Raw genomic sequence first — 26,648 nt, 5'->3', positions numbered from 1 at the left:
TCCTGCACGAAGCGAGCGCCCAAAAACAAACCGCGCCGCCCTTGGTCCGGGCGGCGCGGTGTGTGTCGCAGCGCGAACAACGAGAGAATCAGGCCGTCGTTGCAGCGTTCGGAGCCGCTACCTTTGCCTCGGCAGCGCGCAGACGAATGTGCAATTCGCGCAATTGTTTCTCGTCGACCGGGCTCGGCGCCTGCGTGAGCAGATCTTGCGCACGCTGCGTCTTCGGGAAGGCGATCACGTCACGGATCGAATCGGCACCGGCCATCATCGTGACAACGCGGTCCAGACCGAAGGCGATGCCGCCGTGCGGGGGCGCACCGTACTGCAGTGCGTCCAGCAGGAAGCCGAACTTGGCACGCGCTTCTTCGTCGTTGATCTTCAGGGCGCGGAACACCTTGCTCTGCACTTCCTCGCGATAGATCCGCACCGAGCCGCCGCCGATTTCCCAGCCGTTGAGCACCATGTCGTAGGCCTTGGCGATGCACTTGCCCGGATCGGTTTCCAGGTATTCCAGGTGCTCGTCCTTCGGGCTCGTGAACGGGTGGTGCATGGCCACCCAGCGGGCGTCTTCCTCGTCGTATTCGAACATCGGGAAGTCCACCACCCACAGCGGCTTCCAGACGTCTTCAAACAGGCCGTTGGCCTTAGCAAAGTCGGAGTGACCGATCTTCAGGCGCAGCGCGCCCATTGCGTCGTTCACGACCTTGGCACGGTCCGCGCCGAAGAACAGGATGTCGCCGTCTTGCGCGCCGCTGCGCTTCAGAATTTCGGCGATGGCCGCGTCGTGCAGGTTCTTCACGATCGGCGATTGCAGGCCGTCGCGGCCCTTGGCCACTTCGTTGACCTTGATCCAGGCCAGGCCCTTGGCGCCGTAGATCTCGACGAACTTGCCGTAGGCGTCGATGTCACCACGCGACAGGGCTGCACCGCCCGGCACGCGCAGGGCGACCACGCGGCCACCTTCAGCGTTGGCCGCAGCCGAGAACACCTTGAAGTCGACGTCCTTCATGGCGTCGGTCAGCTCGGTGAATTCCAGCTTCACGCGCAGGTCCGGCTTGTCCGAACCAAAGCGGGCCATCGCCTCGCGGAACTCCATCACCGGGAACTTGGCATCCAGCTCGACCGACATGGTGTTCTTGAACACCGTGCGGATCATTTCTTCAAACAGGTCGCGGATTTCCTGCTCGGTCAGGAACGACGTTTCGCAGTCGATCTGGGTGAATTCGGGCTGGCGGTCAGCGCGCAGATCTTCGTCGCGGAAGCACTTGGTGATCTGGTAGTAGCGGTCGAAGCCCGACACCATCAGCATCTGCTTGAAGAGCTGCGGCGATTGCGGCAGCGCGAAGAACTGGCCGGCGTTCACACGCGACGGCACCAGGTAGTCGCGGGCGCCTTCGGGCGTGCTCTTGGTCAGCATCGGCGTTTCGATGTCGATGAAGCCCTTGTCGTCCAGGTACTTGCGCACTTCCATCGCCACCTTGTAGCGCAGGCGCAGGTTGTATTGCATCTGCGGGCGGCGCAGATCCAGCACGCGGTGCGTCAGGCGGGTGGTTTCCGACAGGTTGTCATCGTCCAGCTGGAACGGCGGCGTGACGGAGGCGTTGAGCACGGTCAGCTCTTGGCACAGCACTTCAACCTTGCCGCTGGCGAGGTTGGCGTTGGTGGTGCCTTCCGGACGGGCGCGCACGAGGCCCTTCACCTGCAGGCAGAACTCGTTGCGCACGCCTTCGGCCACCTTGAACATCTCCGGGCGGTCCGGGTCGCACACGACCTGCACCAGGCCTTCACGGTCGCGCAGGTCGATGAAGATCACGCCACCGTGGTCACGACGGCGATGCGCCCAGCCCGACAGCGTGACGCTCTGCCCGAGCAGTTGTTCGGTGACCTGACCGCAGTATTGAGTACGCATTTGCATGTTGTGGTTTTCCGCGAAGCGCGCCGCCAATAAGGCGTCGCGCATAAAAGTTGATCGAGAGGGGCCGGCGGGGATTGACTCACGCTACCGGCCGAATGCATTACTAAGGGGCTGATACGGCGCCGCCGGCATCGGGCAGCGCGTTCGGATTCGAAGGGTCGCGCGGCGAGTTTGCCGGCGACCGGTCCTCCGTATGTGGCGTGCCATCGGGCGGGTCCATGCGGCGCGGCAGCGTTTCGGGCGCCACCACCCCCATCGACACGATGTACTTGAGCGCCGCATCCACCGTCATGTCCAGCTCGATGGTGTCGGCCTTGGGCATCATCAGGAAGAAGCCCGACGTCGGGTTCGGCGTGGTCGGCACGTACACACTCACGTACTCGCCTTGCAGGTGGTTCTCGACATCACCGCCGGGGCGGCCAGTCAGGAACGCAATCGTCCACGAGCCCTCGCGCGGGTACTGCACCAGCAGCGCCTTGCGGAATGCATTGCCGCTGGATGACAGCAGCGTGTCCGACACTTGCTTCACGCTCGAATAGATCGGGCCGACCACGGGAATGCGGCCCAGCACAGCTTCCCACCACGTCACCAGCTTCTGGCCGATGAAGTTGTGCGCCAGCACGCCCACGATCAGGATGAACAGCAGCGTCAGGATCGCGCCCAGGCCAGGAATCTTCACGCCGAGCAGGCGATCGGGCTGCCAGGCCGACGGCAGCAGCGCCAGGCTCTGGTCCATCGTGCCGATGATGAGCGACAGCACCCACAGCGTGATCGCAAGCGGGACAAGCACCAGAAGACCGGTCAGGAACCACGTCTTGAGTGCGCTGGTTTTCTGTTTCATGGGGCGACGGACCGAGAAATCAAGGAAGCGATCAGTGGCACGCGCACGACGTGCCGCAACCACCGGAAGCTGCCGGAGCAGCACTGGTGGTGGACGACGCGCTGTCGGACGCAGGGGCCGAAACTGCTGGTGCAGCAGCAGGTGCAGCAGCATCCGTCTTGGCCGTGGTGCCGGCCGCAGACGTGCCGCCCGAGCCACCGCGGAAATCGGTCACGTACCAGCCCGAGCCCTTGAGCTGGAAGCCGGCAGCGGTGAGCTGCTTCTTGAACGCCGGCGCGCCGCACTCCGGGCAATCCGTCAGCGGCGCGTCGCTCATCTTCTGCAGCACATCCTTGGCGTGGCCGCAGGCGTCGCATCGATAAGCATAGATCGGCATGGTGTCCTCACCCTGGAACAAACGAAATTCGAGAAAACGGTTGAAATGCCCGCGCCCACCGCAATTCCAGCGTAGAAAAGCGCGCAGGCTCGCGAAAGATCGGGGCAACTGCGCCGGTTGCAAGTCCATCTGACAAGCACGGGCGCGCAAAGCCTTGAATTATAAACCCTTTCAGGGGGATTCCTGACCGCGGTTGCAGTGCGGGCGATGGCGGCGCGCCACAATGTGGCACACCAAGCACGCCCGGCAGTGCTGGGTCAGGCTTGGGTGGCGGCCTTGGTGGTTGGCGCGCGATTCTCGATCCACTGCGGCCCGAGCGAGCCCAGGATCATCGCGCCCAAGCTGGCCAGCAGGCCAACCAATTGTGGCGGAAGCGCCGCATCCGGCAAGAACACTTCGCACCAGATCCAGGCTGCCAGGCCCAGGATGATGGCCAGCAGACCGCCCTGCTTGGTCGCGCGCTTCCAGAACAGGCCGAAGGCCAGCGGCACGAAGGCCGCCACCAGCGTCACTTTGTAGGCGCTCTCGACCATGTGGAAGATCGACAGGTGCGAGTTCAGCGCGAACAGCGTCACCAGCACAGTGAACACCAGCACCACCGCCTGCATCACACGCAGGAAACGCTTGTCGTCCATGTTCGGCAGCAGCGGGCGCAGCACGTTTTCAGCAAAGGTCACGGACGGCGCCAACAGCGTCGCGCTGGCGCAGCTCTTGATGGCCGACAGCAGCGCACCGAAGAACATCACCTGCGCAAAGACCGGCGCGTGCTGCAGCACCAGATTGGGCAGGATCATCTGCGAATCGCTATCGATGTACTTGGCGACCATTTCGGGGTCGATCAGCGTGGCGGAGTACGCCAGGAACATCGGCACGAATGCGAACATGAAGTACAGCACGCCACCCAGGATCGAAGCCGTACCGGCGATGCGCTCGGTGCGCGATGATGTCACGCGCTGGAACACGTCCTGCTGCGGAATCGAGCCGAGCATCATGGTGATCCAGGCGGTCACAAAGCCGATGATCTCGATCGGGTTGAACGACGGCCAGAACGAGAACTTGCCCGAAGCCGCCGCGTGCGCCACCACCGTGCCCACGCCGCCAGCTTGGCCCGACACTTCCCAGCCGATGTACAGCATGCCGATCACGATGATGATCATCTGGATGAAGTCCGTCACCGCCACCGACCACATGCCGCCGAACAGCGTGTAGACCAGCACGCTGCCCGCGCCGATCATCATGCCCATGTCTTGCGAGACCGCGCCGTCCGACACGGTGTAGAACACCAGGCCCAACGCCTTGATCTGCGCCGCCACCCAGCCCAGGTACGACACGACGATGCACAGAGTGGTCAGCGTTTCGGCCACGCGGCCAAAGCGGTTGCGATAGAAGTCACCAATGGTGAGCAGGTTCATCCGGTACAGCGGCTTGGCGAAGAACAAGCCCACCAGGATCAGGCACAGGGACGAACCGAACGGATCGGCCACCACGCCATGCAGGCCGCCCTTGAGAAATTCTGCGGGAATGCCCAGCACCGCCTCGGAGCCGAACCAGGTGGCAAACACCGTGGCGGTCACGACGTAGAACGGCAGGCTGCGGCCGGCCACCGCGAAATCGGCCGCATCGCGCACACGCAGCGCAGCCCAGAGGCCGACCCCGACCGAAATCACCCAGTAAATAATGACAAACCAGATCAGCATGGCAGCGCGGAAGAATTGCAGGAAATCCCGTTGGCGGCCAAGCCGGGCGCCGGGCGAAGTGGCGGGATTATAGCGATGGGACTGTGCGACGGGGCATCGGTGCGACCACGAATACCACCCCGTTTGCCACTTTTTTGTGCGACGGGCCGCAACGGGCGTCCACAGGCTTTTTGTTGACAGCTGCCATGTTGCTTCGCACCAACACTGGCTGCAGTCGGTCGGGATCAGTCTGCCCGGCGGCGCCAGACCTGCCAGCGCTCGCGGCCGGCAAATACCGGAATCGAATCGGCCTCGGCGATGGGCGTATCGCTGACGCGCTCGAAAGCCGGCAACAGCAGTGCGCCCAGTTCGGCCTGGGTCGTCTCGAACGGGGGGCCCTTGGGCGATGCCTCCCTGCCCTCCACCACGGCGAAGAAGCCCGCCAGCAAGCCACCCGGCGGCAGCAGCTTCGCGACCTGCGCTGCGTAGTCCAGCCACAGCCGGCGCGGCATGGCACACAGGAAAGCGCGCTCGTAAATCCACTCCACCGGCCGATGCGGCGCAAAACGGAAGAAATCCGCCAGCTCCACGACGTCGGCATACGGGCCCAGCACGGCCTTGGCCGAGGTCACCGCACTCGGCGCAAAGTCGATGGCCGTGACAGGCCAGCCGCGCTCGGCCAGCCAACCGGCCTCGTAGGCATTACCGCAACCTGGGATCAGTGTAGAAAGTGGCGCGGACTGCGCTTCAAGGAATTGCTGGAAGGCAGCCGGCACACCGTGTGCATCCCAGGGCGTGTGATCGCGGCTGAAGCGCTCGTCCCAGAACGCAGGATCGGCGGCATCACGGGATTGGAAGACGGGCGGCTCGGCCATGGCAGCAACAGGCAATCAGAAGGTCAATGACGGGCCAGCCATGCCAGCACATGGGTGGCGATGATGCCGACTGCAAACCCGCCGATGAACAGCAGCGCAGCCGAGAGCAGCCGGTTGGTACGCCGTTGCTCGGCGAGCAGTGCGGCCAGCGCTTCCGTCTGGGCGTTGCCGTTGTTGCTCGCGTGGCGATCCAGGATCTGGTGCACCAGGCGCGGCAGGTCCGGCAGCTTGTTGGCCCATTGCGGCGCCTCGACCTTCAGGCGCTCGACAAACCCACGCCAGCCAATCTGCTCGTGCATCCAGCGTTCGAGGAAAGGCTTGGCAGTCTTCCACAAGTCCAGGTCCGGATCGAGCTGGCGGCCCAAGCCTTCCACGTTCAGCAGCGTCTTCTGCAGCAGCACCAATTGCGGCTGCACTTCCACGTTGAAGCGGCGCGAGGTCTGGAACAGGCGCATCAGCACCAGCCCCAGCGATATCTCGCCCAGCGGCCGGTCGAAATACGGTTCGCAGCACGCGCGGATGGCGCCTTCGAGTTCTTCCACGCGCGTCTCTTCCGGCGCCCAGCCGGACTCGATATGGAGCACCGCCACGCGGTGGTAATCGCGCTGGAAGAACGCCAGGAAGTTCTGCGCGAGGTAGTTCTTGTCGAACTCCGACAGTGCCCCGACGATGCCGAAATCCAGCGCGATATAGCGGCCCAGCGTCTCGGGCGCCACGCTCACGAGGATGTTGCCGGGGTGCATGTCGGCGTGGAAGAAGCCGTCGCGGAAGACCTGCGTGAAGAAGATCTCCACGCCGTCTCGCGCCAGCTTGCCCATGTCGACGCCGGCCGCGCGCAGCTCTTCGGTGTGCGAGATGCGCATGCCGTGCATGCGTTCCATGACGAACACGTCGGAGGTACACCAGTCCCAGAACACCTCGGGCACCAGCAGCAGATCGGATTTGGCGAAGTTGCGGCGCAGCTGGCTGGCGTTGGCCGCCTCGCGCATCAGGTCGAGCTCGTCGTGCAGATACTTGTCAAACTCGGCGACCACCTCACGTGGCTTCAGGCGTTTGGCGTCGGCCCACAGCTTTTCCATCCACGTGGCCAGGTCGCGCATCAGCGCCAGATCGCTGTCGATCACGGGCAGCATGCCCGGTCGCAGCACCTTCACCGCCACCTCGCGGCCGTCGTCCGGACCGCCGCGCAGTGTGGCGAAATGCACCTGTGCAATCGACGCGCTCGCCACCGGATGATGATCAAAGCGATGGAACAGCGCCGACAGCGGCTTGCCCAGTGACTTCTCCACAATGGCCGCCGCCACCTTTGGGTCGAATGGCGGCACCCGGTCCTGCAGCTTGGCGAGCTCGTCCGCTACGTCAGGCGGCAGCAGATCGCGCCGCGTCGACAGCACCTGCCCGAACTTCACGAAGATGGGGCCCAGCTGCTCGAGTGCCATGCGCAGGCGCTCGCCACGCGGGCGCTTGGGCTTGCGGCCCAGCGTCAGCAGCCAGACCAGCGCACGAATGCGCCGGCTCTTGAAGCCCGACAGTGCGAGCTGATCCAGCCCGTAGTACAGGATGACGAAAACAATCTTGCCCAGCCGGAAGAAGCGCGTCATGCCAATTCACCCGGGCGAGCCATAGAGGTTGCCGGGCGCTGGAGCTTCTCAAGCCGCTCCAGACGTTTGGCGAGCCGCGCCTCCGCATCGCGTAGCGCGGCCACATCGGCTGCGAATTGTGCGAGGCGTGCGTGGCGCACCAGCGTGGGTTGTTCATCGGTCAGGTACGACGCCACCGCCTCGGCCAGCGAGCGGCTGACGCGCGTGGCTTCGGTGCGCGCGGCCTGGGCGCCGCTCACCATGCGCTGCGCGATCACGTCGCCGAACACACGCGAGAGGTCCTCCGCCGCATCCCAACGCAGGTTGCGCAGCAGCGTCGACAACACGTTGGCAAATTCGGCCTCGCCCTCGATGCGCACGTGCTTGAGCACGGCGGCTTGCCCACCGGCGGCGTAGTCACTGGCAGCCGCAGCAAGCGGCACGACTACGGTCACGGCCGGCTCCGCGCCCGCCTCTGGCGTCGTCACGAGACCCGCTGCGTCCACCTGCAGCGTGACCGACACTGGCGCCAGATCAAAGCGCGCAGCGCGACCCGCGAACGGCCGCAGCGTTTCCTGCGCCCAGGGCTCCTGGCGCAACAGATGATTGAGCGCGAGCAGCAGCGGCTGCATCAGCACGAGGGGAAATGAAGACGAGGTAGCTGTCGAAGACATGCGGCAACGGTGCGCAGTAGCGGGCTAGCCGGTGGGCAACAAAAAGGGCCCGAACCGGACGGTCGGGCCCTATTTTACGGGGAATGTTGAAACGGCCGTTTTGCGCCGCTTCAAGTATTACCGCATCACTGCAGTTGCTGAATGCCTGCCAGCACCCAGCCACCGCTGCCTTGCGTCGGCTTGGACAGGTTCCACACCTCGGCAAACGGCTGGGCCGGTGCATTGGCTTCTTCGCGGATCATGCCCGAGAAGCGCACGCTCGCCAGGTACTCGCCAGCTTGCGTCTCGATGCCGAGCATCTCCGCCTCGACCGACACCACATCGGTCTTGTTGGGCGTGGCGCCACGGTCGGCCAGGTCCATCTTGATCTCGGCGAACATCTCCGGCGTGGTGAACTCGCGGATGTCGTTCAGGTTGCCAGCATCCCATGCGGCCTGCAGGCGGATGAAGTAGACCTTGGCGTTGCGCAGGAAGGCTTGCGTGTCGAAATCGGCGGGCACGCCCCACGGTTGCTGCGGTGCGGCTGCGGCTGGCTGTGCGTTGACAGCAGACGCCGCAGCCGGGCCACCCAGGCTCCACGCTTGCGCGGCCGTCGGTGCGCCAGCGCCCAAACCCGACGTGTTGCTGCTACCGGTGTTGAACGATGAAGCAGCCGGAGCGGAAGCCTGCGGCGCCGGTGCAGCGGGTTGCGGCACGTACGGCTCGCGCTCACCGCCCAGCGACGGGCCACCCGTGGCGTAGGCTGGACCTTGCGGACGGCTGCCGCGCACCTTGCGGATGATCCACATCACAACGAAAGCGACGATGGCGATCAGAATCAGATTCGACAGCAACGAGGCCAAGCCCGCGCCCAGACCAAACTTTGAAAGCAGATAGCCGATGCCCAGGCCTGCGGCCAAGCCACCCAGCATACCGCCCCAGTTGCGACCAGGCTTTGCGGCCGGTGCGCCCGGAGCCGGCGCTGCCGGTGACGGTTGTGCAGCCGGTGCAGCCTGTTGCGTTGGCGACGGTGTGGTCGCCGGCGGCGTTTGTTGACGTTGCGTCACCGTAGACGACTGCTTGCCGACGCTGCGGCTGCCGCCCATGCGCTTGGCATTGGCGTCGACCGCCGCGCCCAGTGCGATCGTCGCGACCAGCGCGCCGACCATCAATTTTCCACCCCAGTGCAAACTCATCGCTGTCTTCTCTCCAATGGCAGTGACGCCATTAGATGAAGACGTCAACGCCGAAATTCAATGTGAAAGATCGTGGCATATCGTCGCAGTGCGCTGCATCGCCCATCTGGTGGACCGGACGCACCGCCAATCAGAGGCGACGACCGACGTGCAGGGCCACGACACCCGCCGTCAGGTTGAAGTATTCGACCGAGTCCAACCCGGCCTGTTCCATCATCTGCTTGAGCGTTTCCTGATCCGGGTGCATGCGGATGGACTCGGCCAGGTAGCGGTAGCTCTCAGGATCACCGGCCACCTTGCTGCCCAACCACGGCAGCACCTTGAACGAATACACGTCGTAGGCCTTCTCCAGCGGCTGCCACACCTTGGAGAACTCCAGCACCATCACCTTGCCGCCCGGTTTGACGACGCGGCGCATCTCGGCGAGCGCTCGATCCTTGTGCGTCATGTTGCGCAAGCCGAATGCCACTGTCACTACGTCGAAGTAAGCATCTGGAAAGGGAATGTGCTCGGCGTCGCACAAGCAATTGGGCGTGAGCACACCGGCATCGAGCAGGCGGTCGCGGCCGACGCGCAGCATCGACTCGTTGATGTCGGTCAGCCACACCTCGCCGGTGGGGCCGGCCTGGCGCGCGAAGGCCTTGGCCAGATCACCCGTGCCGCCCGCGATGTCGAGCACCTTGTAGCCCGGACGCACAGCTGCCTGGGCGATGGTGAACATCTTCCACACGCGGTGCAGTCCACCGGACATCAGGTCGTTCATCACGTCGTACTTGCTGGCGACGGAATGGAACACGCCGGCGACCTTGCCGGCCTTCTCGCGCTCGTCGACCTTCTCGAATCCGAAGTGGGTTTGGCTCATGACAAAAAGAAATGCGAATTGGGTTGCATTCGGGCGCGTATGCGCCGCGATGTGAATCGGGAATCAGTGGCTGTGGCCGCAGGCGTGGCCGGCATTGGCGGCCATTGGCGCGTCACGGTCGAGGCCGGCGGCGGCCAAGCGGTCGAGGTAGGCCTGCCACAGCGCGTCGTGTTCAACGCCGAGGCGGTACAGGTAGGCCCAATCGAAGATGCCGGAATCGTGACCATCGGAGAACAGCGGCCGGATCGCGTAGTTGCCCACCGGCTCCACGCCGGTGATGCCCACCTCGCGCTTGCCGGTCTGCAGCACTTCCTGCCCCGGCCCATGCCCCTGCACTTCAGCCGACGGCGACAGCACGCGCAGGTATTCGAACGGCAGGCGGAACTGTTTGCCATCGGCAAAGGCGATCTCCAGCATGCGCGATTGGGTGTGCACGGTGATGCCGGTCGGGTGCGGGGTGTCGGCGGAAAGTCCTGCCATGAAAAACGTCTCTGTGATTGTGTTTCAGGAAGCCGCCAGCGCCATGTGCGCGGGCTCTTCCACCACCCGATAGCTTACCGCAGTCAACGGATCGCCCTCGGGGATGTAACGCAGGCGGCGATGGTGGAATCGTGCCACGGTGCTGCGGTGCGCCACGCTGACGATGGTCACATCGGACATCGATTCGAGCATCAGGCTGTACATGAACGCCTCGGTGTCTTCATCGAGTGCACTAGTCGCCTCGTCAAGGAAGAGGTAGTCCGGGCGCTGCAGCAAGGCGCGGGCGAAGGCCAGACGCTGCTGCTCGCCGGGTGAGAGGCGCAGGCTCCAGTTGCTGACCTCATCGAGCAGATCGACCAGTGCCGGCAAGCGGCATGCGATCAACACCTGCGAGAGACGCTCGGCGGTGTACTCGGTGGCGAGCTTGGGGTACGACAACGCATCCGCCAGCGTGCCGGACGGCAAGTAGCTGCGCTGCGGGAGGAATAGCACGCGAGCATCTTCCGGAATCTTGATCTGACCATTGCCGTACGGCCAGATGCCTGCCACGGCGCGCACCAGGGTGCTCTTGCCGCACCCTGACGGACCGTTCACGAGCACACGCTCACCGCGCGCGAGCGTCATGTCGAAGGGTTCGACCAGCATGTCTTCGGGCTTGTGGTTGGGCAGGTTCAGCGCCAGACCGCGTGCCTCGATGGCAGGCACGGCGGTGGTCTCGACTTCGATGTCCTGGATGCCGGCGCGATGCTCTTCCTCGCGCTCGGCGGCGCGCATAGCGCGCTGGAATTCGATCAGACGGTTGGTGGAGGCCTTCCAGCTCACCAGCGTGCTGTAGTTGTCGACGAACCACGACATCGCACCCTGCACCTGCCCGAACGCAGTGGCCACCTGCATCATGCCGCCCAGCGTGAGCGTGCCGCCAAAGTAGCGCGGGGCGGAGACCAGGAACGGGAAGATGATGGCGAACTGCCCGTAGCCGGAGCTGGCAAAGTTCAGGCGCCGGGTGTAGTCCATCAACTGGTTCCAGTTGGCGCGGATGCGCTCGAAGCGGCCGCGTAGGATGGCTTTTTCGCTGGGCTCGCCTCGGTACAGGGCGATGCTCTCGCTGTTCTCACGCACGCGCACGAGCAAGAAACGGAAATAGGCTTCGTAGCGCTCCTGCTGGAACGACAGCCCGATCAGCGGTCGGCCGACGAAGTGGATGATGACCGAGCCCAGCACCGAATACAGCAGCGCAAACCACACCATGTAGCCGGGGATGACGAAGTCGTGCCCGCTCAGCGTGAACGCAAGCGGCCCCGACACCGCCCACAGGATGCCGAAGAACGACACCAGCGTGACCGCTGAATTGAAGAAGCCGAACCCGAGGTTGACGGTCGCATCCGTGAAGTTGCGCAGGTCATCAGAGATCCGCTGGTCGGGGTTGTCCGCCGTGTGTGTCTGTTCGAGCCGGTAGAAGGCCTGCTTGCCCAGCCAGTCGTCGAGGAAGCTGCCGGTGATCCACGTCCGCCAGCGGATGCGCAGCAGCATCGTGTAGTACTGCCGCAGCACCGAGGCGATGATGATGCATGCGGCAATCCACGAAAAACGCCCCAGTTGATGCCAGAACTCGGCCTGGTTCTTCTGCTCGAGCGCGTTGTAGAAGAACTTGTACCACTCGGTGTACAGCACGGTCATGTAGACCGTGAACAGGCTCAGCGCGATGACCAGCGCCAGCAGCCCCCACGCCTTGTAGCGGTCTTCAGAGAACCAATAGGGCTTGATGAGCTGCCACGTCTCGGACAGGTTCAGCCGGCCGTGATGGACAGTCAGCTCGGCAACGGAATCCTTGCGGGAGTCAGGTGTGGCGGCGGTGCGCGGTGTCGTCATGGCGATGGCGGTGACACGACAAAAAGCGGACAGAAAGACAATCTGACGACCTGCGCGCCTCACGGGTTCCGCGCTGGGCGTGACGATGCGTTACAAGCGGTTGGTGCCGGTGACTCAGACGTCGGCCAGCGCCGATTGCAACGCGTAGGATAGCGCGGGCAGTTTGGCCGTCACCTCGGCCATGCGCGCGGCATCCGGCTCACGCTGGGCAGGTCCCCAGACGGCTTCGGGGAAGTGCGTGTCCCAGCGGTAGCGCGGAATGACATGCCAGTGCAGATGCGGGACGAAGTTGCCGAAGCTGGCGAGGTTGATCTTGTCCGGCGCCAACTCAGCGCGCAGCACGCGTTCGACGCGGGTGACGACTTCCATCAGCCAGTGGCGATCGGCATCGGACAAGTCGGTCTGCTCGGCCACATGGTCATTCCAGATGACGCGGCAGAAGCCAGGAAAGCGCGCGTGCTCAACCAGCACCACGCGCGCCCTGGCGTTGCGCCAGACGGGCTCACCGCCGTCGGTCTCACATAGCGCGCAGCCCGATGCCCGCTCGCCGGTCGTCACACCAGCACCCGCTCGATGCCGCCGGCGTTGGCGTGGGCGACATAGTCTTCCAGCCAGGTCTCACCCAGCACGTGGCGCGCCATCTCGACCACGATGTAGTCGGCCTGCACCGAGACATCTTCGGTGTAGCGCGACAGCCCTTGCAGGCAAGCCGGGCAGCTCGTGAGGATCTTCACGTCGCCGTCGAACGCCTGGCCGCTCTGGCCATCGGCGCGCAGCTTGTCGGCGCCCTTCTTCATCTCCTCTTCCTTGCGGAAGCGGACCTGCGTGGAGATGTCCGGGCGCGAGACTGCCAGCGTGCCCGATTCACCGCAGCAGCGATCGTTCTTCTCGATCGCGCGGGTCTGGCCGTCGGCACCGAGGTTGCCGCCCATGAGCTGGTTGACCAGCTTGGTCGGGTCCATGGTCTTGATCGGGGTGTGGCAGGGGTCGTGGTACATGTAGCGCGTACCCTGCACGCCGTCGATCTTCACGCCCTTTTCCAGCAGGAACTCGTGGATGTCGATGATGCGGCAGCCCGGGAATATCTTGTCGAATTCATAGCCGGCAAGCTGGTCGTAGCACGTGCCGCAGCTCACCACCACCGTCTTGATGTCGAGGTAGTTGAGCGTATTGGCCACGCGGTGGAACAGCACGCGGTTGTCGGTGACGATCTTCTCGGCCTTGTCGAACTGGCCGGTGCCGCGCTGCGGATAGCCGCAGCACAGATAGCCCGGCGGCAGCACGGTCTGCACACCGGCGTGCCACAGCATCGCCTGCGTGGCCAAGCCGACCTGCGAGAACAGCCGCTCCGAGCCGCAGCCCGGGAAGTAGAACACCGCCTCGCTGTCGGGCGTGGTCGCCTTCGGGTTGCGGATGATCGGGACGATCTCGTTGTCCTCGATGTCCAGCAGCGCGCGCGCCGTCTTCTTGGGCAGGTTGCCCGGCATCTTCTTGTTGATGAAGTGGATCACCTGCTCCTGCACAGGCGGCTTGCCCACCGTGGCGGGCGGATGCGCGGTCTGCTTCTTGGCGAACTTCTTCAGGATATCGTTGCCCAGCCGCTGTGCCTTGAAGCCCCAGTCAAACATCACCTTGCGCGTGAGGTTGATGGTCTCTGGGTTGGTGGCGTTCAGGAAGAACATCGCCGCGGCGGTGCCGGGATTGAACTTCTTCTGCCCCATCTTGCGCAGCAGGTTGCGCATGTTCATCGACACATCGCCGAAGTCGATCTTGACCGGGCACGGCGTCACGCACTTGTGGCAGACCGTGCAGTGGTCGCCCACGTCGGCAAACTCTTCCCAGTGCTTGACCGATACGCCGCGGCGCGTCTGCTCTTCGTACAGGAAGGCTTCGATCAGCAGCGAGGTGGCGAGAATCTTGTTGCGCGGGCTGTACAGCAGGTTGGCGCGCGGCACATGCGTGGCGCACACCGGCTTGCACTTGCCGCAGCGCAGGCAGTCCTTGATCGACTCCGAGATGGCGCCGATGTCGCTCTGCTGCATGATGATCGACTCGTGCCCCATCAGGCCGAACGACGGCGTGTAGGCGTTGCGCAGGTCGGCGGCCAGCCCTTGCGGGTCGTTCACGTCGCGCAGCAGCTTGCCCTTGTTGAAGCGGCCGTTGGGATCGACGCGGCGCTTGTAGGCCGCGAAGTCGGCGATCTCGTCGTCGGTCAGGAATTCCAGCTTGGTGATGCCGATGCCGTGCTCGCCCGAGATCACGCCGTCGAGCGAACGCGCCAGCGTCATGATGCGGGCCACCGCCTTGTGGGCGTCCTGCAGCATGTCGTAGTCATCCGAGTTGACGGGGATGTTGGTGTGCACGTTGCCGTCGCCGGCGTGCATGTGCAGTGCCACGAAAACGCGGCCACGCAGCACCTGCTTGTGGATCGCCTGTGCCTCGTCGAGGATCGGCTTGAACTCGCCGCCATTGAAGATCTTGCGCAGCTCGGCGCGAATCTCCGCCTTCCACGACACGCGGATCGTGCGGTCCTGCAGCAGGTGGAACAGGTTGGCGTCCGGCTGATTCACCAGACGGTCGTCGAAGGTCTGCGCGAGGTAGCCCAGACCCAGGCCGATCAGGCTGGCGCGTGCCGTATTCACCGGCGTATCGAGGTGGTCCAGCAGGTACTGCCAGCGCGCGCGCGTGGCGCGCACCAGTTGCTGTGCCTGCTGTACGCGGTCTTCCAGCAATTCAGCGCTGGGGATCTCGTTGGCGTCGTCGGTGCGGCCCAGCGGCAGATCGTTGCGCGCGAAAAAATCTTGCAGCGCGTCGGCCAGCTTGAGCTTGTTCTTGATCGACAGCTCGATGTTGATGCGCTCGATGCCGTCGGTGTACTCGCCCATGCGGTTGAGCGGGATCACCACGTCTTCGTTGATCTTGAAGGCGTTGGTGTGCTTGGAAATCGCTGCCGTACGCGAGCGATCCAGCCAGAATTTCTTGCGCGCCTCGGGGCTCACGGCCACGAAGCCTTCGCCGCTCTTGCCATTGGCCAGGCGAATCACCTCCGAGGTGGCACGCGCCACGGCGTCATCGTCGTCGCCAACGATGTCACCGATCAGCACCATCTTCGGGAACGCGTTGCGCTTGCTCTTGGTAGCGTAGCCGACCGCGCGCAGGTAGCGCTCGTCCAGGTGCTCCAAGCCAGCCAGGATGGCGCCGCCCTTCTTGGTCTCGCCGTCGAGGTAGTCCTTGATCTCGACGATGCTCGGCACCGAGTCGCGCGCCTGGCCAAAGAACTCCAGGCACACGGTGCGGATCGACTTCGGCATGCGGTGCAGAATCCAGCGCGCGCTGGTGATGATGCCGTCGCAGCCCTCCTTCTGCACACCGGGCAGGCCCGACAGGAACTTGTCCGTCACGTCCTTGCCCAGACCCTCCTTGCGGAATTTGCGGCCTTCGATGGTGAGCGTTTCGGTGCGCAGCAGCTTGCTGCCCATCGGCGCATTGCCGTCGAACCACTTCAGCTCGAACGTGGCGACCGGCGCGTCGTGAATCTTGCCGAGGTTGTGATCGAGGCGCTGGACTTCCAGCCAGTTGCCGTCCGGATCGACCATGCGCCACCAGGCGAGGTTGTCCAGCGCGGTGCCCCACAGCACGGCCTTCTTGCCACCCGCGTTCATGGCGACGTTGCCGCCGATGCACGATGCGTCGATCGAGGTCGGGTCCACGGCGAAGACGAGACCGGCCTTTTCAGCCGCTTCCGCCACGCGGCGCGTGACCACGCCGGCGCCCGAATAGATGGTCGCCACGGGGTGGTCGACGCCCGGCAGATCGGTCTGTTCGACCGCATCCAGGCGTTCCAGCTTTTCGGTGTTGATGACGGCCGAGAACGGCGTGAGCGGCACGGCGCCGCCGGTGTAGCCGGTGCCGCCTCCGCGCGGGATGATGGTCAGCCCAAGCTCGAAGCAGCCCTTGACGATGCCGGCGATCTCTTCTTCCGTATCGGGCGTGAGCACCACGAACGGGTATTCGACGCGCCAGTCGGTGGCGTCCGTCACGTGCGACACGCGCGACAGGCCGTCGAACTTGATGTTGTCCTTAGCGGTGACGCGGCCGAGCACCTTCTGGGCGCGGCGGCGCAGGTCATACACCTGGGCAAACTCTTCCTGGAACGCCTTGACCGCACGGCGGGCATGCACGACCAGTTGCTCGACCTTGCTGGCGCGCTCGTCGCCTTCCGGGTCGTGATGCGAATCGTGATCGGCCACGCGGCGCTTCTCGATCTCCGCCAGGCGGTGATTGAGCGCATCGATCAGCATCTGCCGGCGCTTGGGCGTCTCGAGCAGGTCGTCCTGCAGATATGGATTGCGGCGCACCACCCAGACATCGCCCAGCACTTCGTACAGCATGCGTGCCGATCGGCCGGTGCGGCGCTCGGCGCGCAGCTCGCTCAGGATCTGCCACGCAGACTCGCCCAGCAGGCGGATGACGATTTCCCGATCCGAGAACGAGGTGTAGTTGTAGGGAATCTCGCGCAGCCGGGGCGCAGCGTCGTGCGCCGTGAGTTTGGCGTCGATCAGAAGTGGGGCATTCATGGCGTGCCGCTGGGGAGGGATGGCGCGGCAAAGAGGGATCGAGCCGCGCGGTCTTTAAAGGGCGATTGTACTGCAAGGTTTAGCGTTGATGCATTGCAGCAACGGTATCCCTGCACCGAGCATGGCCGCAAAAACCGCCGCGTTTTCAATGGCTTGCGAAAACATAACGCGCCGAACGTGACGAAAAAATCACGCAAACGTCACATCATGAGATTCTTGATCCAGCCAAACATACCGTGCCAAAAGTCATCGGGCAGCGTCATCAGCGCGCCGGTCATGACCAGATACCGCAGGAATTTGCCGATGGCCATGTACATCACGCTCGGCCAGAATTTGAGGCGCAGCCAGCCGGCCAGCGTGCAGAGCGGGTCGCCAATGCCAGGCAGCCACGACACCAGCAGCGACACCGGCCCAAGACGGCGCATCCAGCGGAAGTATTTTTTGTCGAGCGGCGGCGCGCGGTGGCGCTTGGGGTGCGGCACGTGCTGCGCGTGCTCTGCATCGTGCTGACGGCGACGGCGGGCCAGGTGGTAGCGCACCAGCGCCAGCTTGGCCGCATAGCCCATCCACCAGTCGACCACGCCGCCCAGCGTATTGCCAATGGTGGCGACGATGATGGCCGGCCAGAACATCTCCGGGTTGAGCTTGATGTAAGCAAAGACCGCTGGCTCGGAGCCCAGCGGCAAGAGCGTCGCCGAGATGAAACTGACGAGAAAGATGGCGGGCAGCCCGACCTTGGGCAAGGCGAGCGTGGCAAAAAGCGTATCGATCCATTGTTCCATGCGACCGATTGTAGTGGCCGGGCGGCCGTGGCGTCGCTCGGGGGCCTCCCTACGCGGTCAGCCGAAGAACAGATAGGCGATGAACACAGCGCCGATCAGCCCGATCAGGTCGGCCCACAGCCCGCAGGCGAGCGCGTAGCGCGTGTCCTTGATGCCGACGCTGCCGAAGTACACAGCCAGCACGTAGAACGTGGTTTCGGTGGAGCCCTGGATGATGGCCGCCAGCTTGCCCTGGAAGGAGTCGACGCCGTAGGTGGTCATCACGTCCACCATCAGGCCGCGGGCGCCCGCGCCGGACAACGTCTTCATCAGCCCCACGGGCAGCGCCGGTACGAAGCGAGTGTCGATGCCGAGGTGCGAGAACAATGCCGAGAGCCCCTGCATCAGCACATCCATGCAGCCCGCTGCGCGAAACACGGCGATGCCTACCAGCACCGCCACCAGGTACGGCACGATGCCGATGGCGACCTGGAAACCATCCTTGGCCCCGTCGACGAAGGTCTCGTAGACGTTGATGCGGCGGATCGCCCCGCACGCCAGGAACGCCACCACGATGGTGAGGATGGAGCCCGCGCCGATCAGCCCGATCCACGCCGCCATCTGCTGCGGCGGAAACTGGCGCAGCCACGCAAACAGCAACCCCATCAACGTGATGAAGCCACCGAAATACGCCAGCAGCGCCGGCTTGAACAGGTTGATGCGCTGGTAGAACGCCACCGCCCCAATGCCCGCGCAAAAGCCGATGAAGGTGGACAGCAGCGTCGGCAGGAAGATGTCCGCCGCGTTGAAACCGACCAGGCCCTGCTTGACCGCCATCGCCTGACGGATGGCGATGACGGAGGTGGGCACCAGCGTGACGCCCGCCGTGTTGAGCACCACGAACATCAGTTGCGCATCGCTGGCGCGCTGCGGCTGCGGGTTGATCTGCTGCAGCTCGCGCATGGCCTGCAGGCCCAGCGGTGTGGCAGCGTTGTCCAGGCCGAGCATATTGGCCGACACGTTCATCATCATCGCGCCGTTGGCTGGGTGACCGGCGGGCACGGAGGGAAACAGGTGCCGCATCAGCGGGTTGACCAGCCGCGCGAACAGATCGACCACCCCGGCGCGTTCACCCACGCGCATGATGCCGAGCCACAGCGCCATCATGCCGGTCAAGCCCAGCGCGATCTCGAAGCCGGTGCGCGCGGCGTCGAACATGGCGGTCAGCATGCGGGAGAAGACTTCCATGTCGCCCTGCACCACCTGCACGCAGGCAGTCACGAAGGCAACGAGGAAGAAAGCCAGCCAGACGAGGTTCAGGGCCACGGACGTTGCGCGTTGGCGCGTTGAGAGGAATCGGACAAGCCGGTCATTGTGCCTGCACCGGTTCCTCGGCTGGCATATCGGCCGGCACGATCTTGTGGAAGTTGTCGTAGTCGACGTGGGTGACGCCGTTTTCGTCGTCGCGCATCAGGTCGACATAGCGGTAGCCCCAGCGGATCTCGTCGTGGCGCCAGGCGTTGCGCGCCTGCAGGGTTTGCGCGGCGGTTTCGTCCGAGCCTTCGATGGTGAGCAGCAGCAGCGCATCACCCGCGGCAAGCGACTCGGGCGTGGCGTTGTACAGCGGGCTGGTCTCGTCAATCACGTGCATCAAGACCCAGCCGAGCAGGAAGATCGGGTGCTCGCTGCGCTCCAGGTGCAGATCGCGGATGCGGTAGATCGAATAGCCCTCGGGCGAGCGCTCATCCTGCAGCAGACGCAGCTTGGCGCTGGCCTCGGCAATGACGTTCTGCCGCGCATTGGCCGCCCGCACCATCAGCGTCATCTTGCCGTTGAGCATCCGCACCACGGCATTCTGCGCAAACATGATCTTGGCGCGCGGGCGTGAGAAGCGCGCAAACACCAGCCCCGTCGCCATGGCAATGCCCGACATGCCGATGAAGATCTCCAGCGTGGCAATGACATGGGCGTAGAGCGTCTGCGGGTGCATGTCGCCGTAGCCGACCGTGGCAAGTGTCTCCACGCTGAAGAAGAACGCGCCCGCGAAGCCCGACGGCGACTGATTGGCGATGGACGCATCGCCCAGCGAATACAGCCCGGCAAACACGGCATTGAGGGTGAGGAAGAGCCCCGCCAGGATGGCAAAGAAGGTCGGCCAGTTGACCTCCAGTGCATGGTGATAGATGTCACGCCAGCCCAGCGACGGCATGCCGTAGGCGATGACCTGCTGCGTGCCGGACCAGACTTTGCGGCCCCGGCGCACGGGCCGGGAAGGCTGGGAGGAAGACGACGGGGTGTTCATGGAGGCCTCTCGCCCGAGTGTGCTTTTAGCAGCGCCAGCCATCGAGGTCGTAGGCACCGCAAATACCGCCGACACCGCTGACGGTGCCGGGGCAGTGTACAGATCACCCCAGGTCTCGGGCAAGAATCACCTGGCCTTGGCCGGGCCGGCATGATGTGCGCCCGCGCGATGGCCGATGGCTTGACTGAGGCTTACACCACCTGGGCAACGCTGCGCAGCCCCGCAATGACCTGCACGGTGCCGAACCCAGCGATGGCGAGCGCTGACAGCCGCGTGATGGCAGGCACGAATGAAGCTGGCATCCTCACGCGCAGCGCCGCGGTCGCTCCACTCAGGCAAAGCCACCATGCAGCGGAACCAACGAAGACCCCGACGACCATCTGCGCAACGGCGAGCCATCCGGCACCTTCAGCTGACGCATGCGCCTCGGCCGACGGCCCGAGCGCAGCGAAGATCGCCACGAACGATAGGATCGTCAGCGGGTTCGACAGGGTCAGTGCGAATGTCGTCAGGAATTCGCGCGCATTGGCAACGGCCTGCATATCACGTGCGGCGTCCAGCGCAGCAGGCCCGGCGGACGATGTGCGCGCGGTCGACCACGCTAGCCATACGAGAAACGCACCGCCGGCAATTTTGAGCACAAGCGTCAGCGCAGGGAGCGCAGCAACGACGCCGGCGACACCGAGCGCGCCAAGCAACCCGTACAGGGCATCTGCGCAGGCGGCGCCGAGGCCCGTCGCCAGTCCCGAGCGGAACCCGCGGTTCAGGCTGCGCTGGATGCACAGCATACCGATCGGGCCGACCGGCGCAGCAATACAGAACCCGATCATGGTGGCCTTGATGAACAGCACTTGCATGCCCTCCCACAGTGGTTTGTTGTGTAGGTCTCATCGTAGGCACCGCCGCATCCTGGCGGAATCGTATTTTTAAGGCAAAATCGCCCATTCTCCTTAAAGATTGCAACCACAATGGACGATCTGGACTGGAAGCTGCTAGACCTGCTGCAGCACAACGGCCGCATGACATATACAGAGCTTGCCCGACAGGTGAAGCTGTCGGTGCCGACCGTCACGGAGCGCGTGAAGCGTCTGGAAGACGCCGGTGTGATTGAAGGCTACGTGGCGCGAGTGAATCCCGTTGCTGCGGGCTACCCGGTCAGCGCGCTGATCGGTATCACCGTTGCGCAGCCCGCAAAGGCCAAGTTCCTCAAGCTGCTCGAGACGATTCCCGAAGTATTGGAATGCCACCACGTGACCGGCGCAGATTCCTACGTGATGCGGCTTGCAGCGACGAGCGTCGCAGATCTGGAGCGGTTGATCGAACGGATCAACCTGTATGGCGAAACACGCACCTCGATCATGATGTCGACGCCGATCGCGGCGCGTGCGCTTGGACGTCCGCTCACGACACAGGCATGACATTGCCGGCGCAGCCGTCTTCGGCGCGCGCCCACCAGACCCTGGCCCGCGCCAACAGCGGACACACCAGCGCACAAGGCGCCGCGTGATAGGCTTACGGGCTCCCCTCAGTCCAACCCGGTCCGTCCCATGGCCATCGATTACCTCAAGAAGATCCTGACTGCGAAGGTCTATGACGTCGCACTGGAAACCGAGCTCAAGTTCGCGCCCAACCTGTCGGCGCGCACCGGCAACCGCGTCTACCTCAAGCGCGAGGACGACCAGCCGGTGTTCTCGTTCAAGCTGCGCGGCGCCTACAACAAGATGGCCTCGCTCACGCCGGCCGAGCGCAAGCGCGGGGTGATTACGGCCTCCGCCGGCAACCACGCGCAGGGCGTGGCGTTCAGCGCAGCCCGCATGGAATGCAAGGCCGTGATCTGCATGCCGGTCACGACGCCCCAGCTCAAGATTGACGGCGTGCGCTCGCGCGGCGGCAAGTGGGTCGACGTCGTGCTGCAGGGCGAAAGCTATTCCGACACCTACGCCCACGCCGTCAAGCTGCAAGAGAAGCACGGCTATACCTTCGTGCACCCGTTTGACGACCCGGAGGTGATTGCAGGCCAGGGCACCATCGCCATGGAAATCCTGCGCCAGCATCCGCAGCCGATCCACGCGATCTTCTGCGCGATTGGCGGCGGCGGGCTGATCTCCGGCATTGCGGCCTACGTAAAAGCCGTGCGTCCGGACATCAAGGTGATCGGCGTGCAGAGCGAGGATTCCGACGCGATGGCGCGTTCGGTGGCCGCAGGCAAGCGTGTCGAGCTAAAGGACGTGGGCCTGTTTGCCGACGGCACCGCAGTCAAGCTGGTGGGCAAGGAAACCTTCCGCATCACGCGCGAGCTGGTCGACGAGATCATCACCGTGGATACGGATGCCATCTGCGCGGGGCTCAAGGACGTGTTCCAGGACACGCGCAGCCTGCTGGAGCCCTCGGGCGCGCTGGCACTCGCCGGCCTCAAGGTGTACGCCGAGAAGAACAAGCTGAAGAACGAAGCCCTGGTGGCCGTGGCCAGCGGCGCCAATATGAACTTCGACCGCCTGCGCTTCGTGGCCGAACGCGCCGAGGTGGGCGAAGCGCGCGAAGCCGTGTTTGCCGTGACGATTCCGGAAGAGCGCGGCAGCTTCAAGCGCTTCTGCGAGCTGGTCGGCTGGTCGCGCAACGTGACGGAGTTCAACTACCGCATTGCCAGCAAGGACGCCGCGCACATTTTCGTGGGCGTGCAGATTGCATCGCGCGCAGAAGGCGACAAGATTGCCGAGAACTTCCGCAAGCACGGCTTCCCGACGCTGGACCTGTCGAACGACGAGCTTGCCAAGCAGCACATCCGCTACATGGTGGGCGGGCGCTCGCCGCTGGCGGAGAACGAACACCTCTATCGCTTTGAGTTTCCCGAGCGGCCGGGCGCGCTGATGAAGTTTTTGTCGAGCATGAGCCCGAACTGGAACATCAGCCTGTTCCACTACCGCAATCAGGGCGCCGATTCGAGCAACATCCTCGTCGGCATCCAGGTGCCGAAGGGTGAGAAGCGCGAGTTCAAGGCGTTCCTCGCCACGCTGGGCTATACCTACTGGGACGAAAGCGAGAACCCCGTCTACAGCCTATTTTTGTGACGCGCTACCCCTTAACAGCGCTGTTGCGTAACGCTATCGAGGCATCCATGAAAATCAAATCGATCATCATGACGACTGCGCTTGCCGCCGGGATGTTCCTGGCCGGAGCCGCGCAGGCGGAGACACCCGCCATTCACCCTGAGGCGCTCGGCAAGACCGTCTGGCTCACGACAGAGGTTTACGTTGACGGGCATCCGGATACGAATGTGAAGGACGATTATCCCGGCGTCGTCGGCATCTCGAAGTGGGATATGCAAACGAATCGATACGAGTTCTTCGACACCAAGACCGGCGAATCGAAGCACGCCTTGGGTGGTGGCGGCTATTTCTTCATTACGGGAGACAAGAAGCATCACGTCCTCGTATCGGACAAAGGAACGGGCGGCATTGCGCGCAAGCTGGAAAAGCTCGACGACAGCGAATTCACCTATACCCGCGTGGTTCCCGAGAAGATGACCGCTGGGAATCCGCCGGTGAAAATCTGGGTCGTCCACAAACCTTATCGTGGGCAGCTCAATATTCAGTGGACCGACACCGTCGTGCGTTCACTCACCCCGTAACCGAGGCCATCGAATCCTCAGTGACCGTGCCTTCTGGGGCCCGAATCCTTGCCATGAGCAACCATCCCGAACATTCGCCGCTGGGCAAGACCTCCGCCTACAAGACGGAGTACGACCCGAGCCTCCTGTTTCCCATTCCGCGCCAGGGCAAGCGTGACGAGATCGGCCTGCCCGCCGGCAGCGCCCTGCCCTTCTTCGGCGTGGACTTGTGGAACCTGTACGAGCTGTCGTGGCTGAACCTGCGCGGCAAGCCACAGGTGGCCGTGGGTACGGTGATCGTGCCGGCGGATTCGCCCAACATTGTCGAATCCAAGTCGTTCAAGCTGTATCTGAATTCGTTCAACCAGACCAAGGTGGCCTCGCACGAGGCGCTGCAGCAGTTGATCCACCACGATCTGTCGGAAGCGTGCGGCGCGCCGGTGCAGGTGCGCATCGTGCCGCAGGAGGAATTTACGCGGCAGAAGATGGGCGAACTCGACGGCCTGCTACTCGATCGACTGGACATCGAGACCGACATCTACCAGCCCACGCCCGAACTGCTGCACGCGGATCAGGAAGAGACCCCGGTGGAAGAGACGCTGGTCTCGCACCTGCTCAAATCCAACTGCCTGGTGACGGGCCAGCCGGACTGGGGCAGCGTGCAGATCCGCTACGTGGGCGCGCCGATCAACCAGGAAGCGCTGCTCAAGTACCTGATCTCGTTCCGCGAGCACAACGAGTTTCACGAGCAGTGCGTCGAGCGCATCTTTACCGACATCCTGCGCCAGTGCCGGCCGGTCAAGCTGACCGTGTATGCGCGCTACACGCGGCGCGGCGGCCTGGACATCAACCCGTTCCGCACGAACTACAACACGCCGTGGCCGGACAACATGCGCAATGCACGCCAATGAGACGCGTCAGTAAGCACTGACAATTCGCGAGACACACAAGGCGCCTTCGGGCGCCTTTTTTCTTGCCCGGGCGATAGAGAAAACGGGCACGCGGCCCTCCTCCGTTTTGGGGACACCAATGCCCTATCGTTTCACGCGCGCTCGCCTATAGTGGAATCCGCATTACGCCACCCGGGGGAATCGTGAAGGGCTCATCCACTTTTCGTGGAGAGGGCGCTCTCGACGGGGGACATTGCCATGACGAACACGCCATGGTGGCCGCTACGTGCGGTTGCGTGCGCATGCCTGCTGTTGTGCAGCGGGCCGGTCCTTGCGCAGACCAACGAGCCGGTGGATGACAAACCACCCAGCTTTGAATCCCTTCAGCGGGAGCTTGCCGACGCGCAGGCGCGCCTGCAGGAATTGAAGCGTTCCATCAAGCAGCAGGAAGCTCACCTGAACCACATGCGGCGCGCGCTCGGCATGAGCGAGCTCGATACCGTGCGCGGTGCCGGTGCGCCGGGCGCGGGTGGTGATGCGTCGTCCGGTGAAGCTGCCGCACAGATGGCGCAGAACGGCGAGCCCGGCAACACGCCTGTCGGCAAGCCGCCAGAACCTTCCGACCAGCCACCGCGCGTCGCGCAGATCTTCGATGAGCCCAGCGCGCTCACGCCGCCGGGCAAGTTCGTCGTCGAACCTTCACTGCAGATGGCGTATTCATCGTCTGACCGCGTGGCGCTGGTGGGCTACACCATCATCCCTGCGCTGCTGATCGGCCTGATTGATGTGCGGCAGGTGAAGACCACCACGCTCACCAGCACGCTGGCCGTGCGCTATGGCTTGGCCCGCCGCTGGGAGCTGGAACTGCGCATGCCCTACGTCTACAGCACAAACGACACCGTCAGCCGTGAGATATTCACGGGCACGGCAACTGACAACGCCTTCGGCTCGCACGGCCACGGCATCGGCGACGTGGAGATGACCGCGCGCTATCAGATCAGCGCGGGCGGCGTCGACAAGCCGTTCACCATCGGCTGGCTGCGCTTCAAGACACGCACTGGCAAAGATCCATTCCAGGTCACCACCGACTGCGTGACGCGCTGCGTGAGCAACACCACAGGCACGGGCCTGCCGCTGCAGCAACCCACAGGCTCGGGCTTCTATGCACTGCAGCCGGGCCTGACCTGGCTGTTTCCGACCGACCCGGCGGTGTTTTTCGGCAGCATCAGCTACCTGCACAACTTCGAGCGCAAGGACGTGAGCCTGAATCTGGTGGACGGCTCGCAGCAGTTCCTGGGCAACGTGAAGGCCGGCGACATCATCGGCCTGAATTTCGGCATGGGGCTGGCGCTCAACGAGAAGGCTTCGTTCTCGATCGGCTACGACCAGAGCATCATCGGGCCGACCCAGCAGAACGGCCAGCGCGTGCCGGGCTCGGTGCGTACCACCCTGGGCACGCTGCTGGTGGGCTATTCGTACCGCATCTCGCCCAAGATGACGCTGAACCTCTCGGTGGGCGCAGGCCTCACGCGCGACACGCCAGACCTAACGGTCACGCTGCGGCTGCCAATCCAGTTCTGACGTTCTGACGCGGCTTCGGCTTTAGTGCAGGCCCGTCACAACGTTGGCCAGCGCGCTCTGCAGCGCGTTGTTGAGGCTGAGCTGACGGAACTGCGGCAGGCTATTGACTGCCGCGTTGATGGTCGTGATCGCTTGCAGGGTCTGGTTGTTCAGGCTGTTCTGGATGACCGTGGCAGCCGCTGACGCGCCCGCTGCAATGTCCGGCGGCGCAACGTTGTTCGGCCCGTTCTGCACGACATTGACGGTGTTGACCACGTTGGCCAGCTGCTGCGCCTGCGCGGTCGTCATGCGCGCAATGTCGGGAATGTTGACCGACACACTCGCCACCAGATCGCCGTTGATATAGACCGCGCGATCGATACCGAACGAGATGCGCAACCCCGCTGCCGAGGGCACATCAAACCCGCCGCGCATGTCGTCGAGCTGGTCTTCTGACACGGCTTTCCATGCGTGGACCGGGTTGTTCATGCGCGGGCCATCCATGGCATCCGTCACACCGCCCATGCCCGCCGCCAGCGCATGACCAGACCCAGCCAGCACCAGCGTGCCGGCTGCCCACAGCACCCCGCCAAACCGTCTCATGGTGCCCTCCTGCGCTTGCCTATCG

At 64.1% G+C, this 26,648-nt stretch carries 23 protein-coding genes; 5 read left to right on the top strand and 18 right to left on the bottom strand.

All coding sequences use genetic code 11. The features are described from left to right. Positions 1–88: 88 nt before the first annotated feature. The 17 genes from aspS to ACS13N_RS10205 all read right to left on the bottom strand — a co-directional run bounded on the left by aspS (position 89) and on the right by ACS13N_RS10205 (position 20,814). The gene (gene aspS / locus ACS13N_RS10285; RefSeq protein ID WP_438931571.1) at positions 89–1,960 is read right to left on the bottom strand and encodes an aspartate--tRNA ligase; all 1,872 of its coding nucleotides are present in this window, start codon (positions 1,958–1,960) and stop codon (positions 89–91) included. A 58-nt stretch (positions 1,961–2,018) separates the two neighbouring features. Then, positions 2,019–2,756 carry a DUF502 domain-containing protein gene (locus ACS13N_RS10280; protein WP_438931570.1) on the bottom strand — a complete coding sequence of 246 codons (738 nt, stop codon included), beginning with the start codon at positions 2,754–2,756 and terminating at the stop codon, positions 2,019–2,021. Positions 2,757–2,787: 31 nt separating this feature from the next. After that, complete coding sequence (locus tag ACS13N_RS10275; protein ID WP_438931569.1) at positions 2,788–3,132, bottom strand: FmdB family zinc ribbon protein; 345 nt, start codon at positions 3,130–3,132, stop codon at positions 2,788–2,790. 257 nt (positions 3,133–3,389) lie between these two features. Next, positions 3,390–4,829: a sodium:solute symporter family protein gene (locus ACS13N_RS10270; RefSeq protein ID WP_438931568.1), complete on the bottom strand. Its 1,440-nt coding sequence runs from the start codon at positions 4,827–4,829 to the stop codon at positions 3,390–3,392. A 224-nt stretch (positions 4,830–5,053) separates the two neighbouring features. Continuing rightward, the gene (locus ACS13N_RS10265) at positions 5,054–5,683 is read right to left on the bottom strand and encodes an SAM-dependent methyltransferase (protein ID WP_438931567.1); all 630 of its coding nucleotides are present in this window, start codon (positions 5,681–5,683) and stop codon (positions 5,054–5,056) included. Positions 5,684–5,706: 23 nt separating this feature from the next. Then, positions 5,707–7,284: a ubiquinone biosynthesis regulatory protein kinase UbiB gene (ubiB, locus tag ACS13N_RS10260; RefSeq protein WP_438931566.1), complete on the bottom strand. Its 1,578-nt coding sequence runs from the start codon at positions 7,282–7,284 to the stop codon at positions 5,707–5,709. Further along, a complete protein-coding gene (locus tag ACS13N_RS10255; protein WP_438931565.1) occupies positions 7,281–7,937 on the bottom strand; it encodes a ubiquinone biosynthesis accessory factor UbiJ in 657 nt (218 codons plus the stop codon). Before ACS13N_RS10255 ends, ubiB begins: the two co-directional genes overlap by 4 nt. Before the next feature lie 125 nt (positions 7,938–8,062). Beyond that, on the bottom strand, positions 8,063–9,112 hold the full coding sequence (locus ACS13N_RS10250; RefSeq protein WP_438931564.1) for a Tim44 domain-containing protein: 1,050 nt from the start codon (positions 9,110–9,112) through the stop codon (positions 8,063–8,065). Between the two features lie 130 nt (positions 9,113–9,242). Continuing rightward, entirely contained in the window at positions 9,243–9,974 is a 732-nt protein-coding gene (gene ubiE / locus ACS13N_RS10245; protein WP_039599093.1) for a bifunctional demethylmenaquinone methyltransferase/2-methoxy-6-polyprenyl-1,4-benzoquinol methylase UbiE, read from the bottom strand. 63 nt (positions 9,975–10,037) lie between these two features. Beyond that, positions 10,038–10,454: a gamma-butyrobetaine hydroxylase-like domain-containing protein gene (locus ACS13N_RS10240; RefSeq protein ID WP_438931563.1), complete on the bottom strand. Its 417-nt coding sequence runs from the start codon at positions 10,452–10,454 to the stop codon at positions 10,038–10,040. Positions 10,455–10,478: 24 nt separating this feature from the next. Beyond that, the gene (locus tag ACS13N_RS10235; RefSeq protein ID WP_438931562.1) at positions 10,479–12,323 is read right to left on the bottom strand and encodes an ABC transporter ATP-binding protein/permease; all 1,845 of its coding nucleotides are present in this window, start codon (positions 12,321–12,323) and stop codon (positions 10,479–10,481) included. 114 nt (positions 12,324–12,437) lie between these two features. Next, complete coding sequence (locus tag ACS13N_RS10230) at positions 12,438–12,881, bottom strand: HIT family protein (protein ID WP_438931561.1); 444 nt, start codon at positions 12,879–12,881, stop codon at positions 12,438–12,440. Continuing rightward, positions 12,878–16,900: a DUF3683 domain-containing protein gene (locus tag ACS13N_RS10225; protein ID WP_438931560.1), complete on the bottom strand. Its 4,023-nt coding sequence runs from the start codon at positions 16,898–16,900 to the stop codon at positions 12,878–12,880. The genes ACS13N_RS10230 and ACS13N_RS10225 overlap by 4 nt, the downstream gene beginning before the upstream one ends. A 200-nt stretch (positions 16,901–17,100) precedes the next feature. Beyond that, a complete protein-coding gene (locus tag ACS13N_RS10220) occupies positions 17,101–17,682 on the bottom strand; it encodes a YqaA family protein (protein ID WP_438931559.1) in 582 nt (193 codons plus the stop codon). Between the two features lie 57 nt (positions 17,683–17,739). Next, positions 17,740–18,987 (bottom strand): nucleoside recognition domain-containing protein, encoded by a 1,248-nt coding sequence (locus ACS13N_RS10215; RefSeq protein ID WP_438931558.1) that lies wholly within the window; start codon positions 18,985–18,987, stop codon positions 17,740–17,742. Positions 18,988–19,030: 43 nt separating this feature from the next. Beyond that, complete coding sequence (locus ACS13N_RS10210; protein ID WP_438931557.1) at positions 19,031–19,963, bottom strand: ion channel; 933 nt, start codon at positions 19,961–19,963, stop codon at positions 19,031–19,033. 191 nt (positions 19,964–20,154) lie between these two features. After that, positions 20,155–20,814 (bottom strand): LysE family translocator, encoded by a 660-nt coding sequence (locus ACS13N_RS10205; RefSeq protein ID WP_438932824.1) that lies wholly within the window; start codon positions 20,812–20,814, stop codon positions 20,155–20,157. 117 nt (positions 20,815–20,931) lie between these two features. Between ACS13N_RS10205 and ACS13N_RS10200 the strand changes: the two genes are divergently transcribed. The 5 genes from ACS13N_RS10200 to ACS13N_RS10180 all read left to right on the top strand — a co-directional run bounded on the left by ACS13N_RS10200 (position 20,932) and on the right by ACS13N_RS10180 (position 26,041). Then, positions 20,932–21,381: an Lrp/AsnC family transcriptional regulator gene (locus ACS13N_RS10200; RefSeq protein ID WP_438931556.1), complete on the top strand. Its 450-nt coding sequence runs from the start codon at positions 20,932–20,934 to the stop codon at positions 21,379–21,381. A 129-nt stretch (positions 21,382–21,510) separates the two neighbouring features. Beyond that, positions 21,511–23,031, top strand: a complete 1,521-nt coding sequence (ilvA, locus tag ACS13N_RS10195; protein ID WP_438931555.1) for a threonine ammonia-lyase, biosynthetic — start codon at positions 21,511–21,513, stop codon at positions 23,029–23,031. Between the two features lie 47 nt (positions 23,032–23,078). Further along, entirely contained in the window at positions 23,079–23,591 is a 513-nt protein-coding gene (locus tag ACS13N_RS10190; RefSeq protein WP_438931554.1) for a DUF4822 domain-containing protein, read from the top strand. Between the two features lie 53 nt (positions 23,592–23,644). Continuing rightward, on the top strand, positions 23,645–24,481 hold the full coding sequence (queF, locus tag ACS13N_RS10185; protein ID WP_438931553.1) for an NADPH-dependent 7-cyano-7-deazaguanine reductase QueF: 837 nt from the start codon (positions 23,645–23,647) through the stop codon (positions 24,479–24,481). A 237-nt stretch (positions 24,482–24,718) separates the two neighbouring features. Beyond that, entirely contained in the window at positions 24,719–26,041 is a 1,323-nt protein-coding gene (locus tag ACS13N_RS10180) for an acetate kinase (protein ID WP_438931552.1), read from the top strand. 21 nt (positions 26,042–26,062) lie between these two features. On the opposite strand, the gene ACS13N_RS10175 is transcribed toward ACS13N_RS10180, so the two are convergent. Then, on the bottom strand, positions 26,063–26,623 hold the full coding sequence (locus ACS13N_RS10175) for a hypothetical protein (RefSeq protein WP_438931551.1): 561 nt from the start codon (positions 26,621–26,623) through the stop codon (positions 26,063–26,065). Between the last annotated feature and the right edge of the window lie 25 nt (positions 26,624–26,648).

This window comes from Ralstonia sp. 24A2, assembly GCF_051783885.1.
Classification (GTDB): Bacteria; Pseudomonadota; Gammaproteobacteria; order Burkholderiales; family Burkholderiaceae; genus Ralstonia.
Note: the sequence above shows the minus strand (reverse complement) of the source record. Positions and strands in the feature narration are given on the sequence as shown.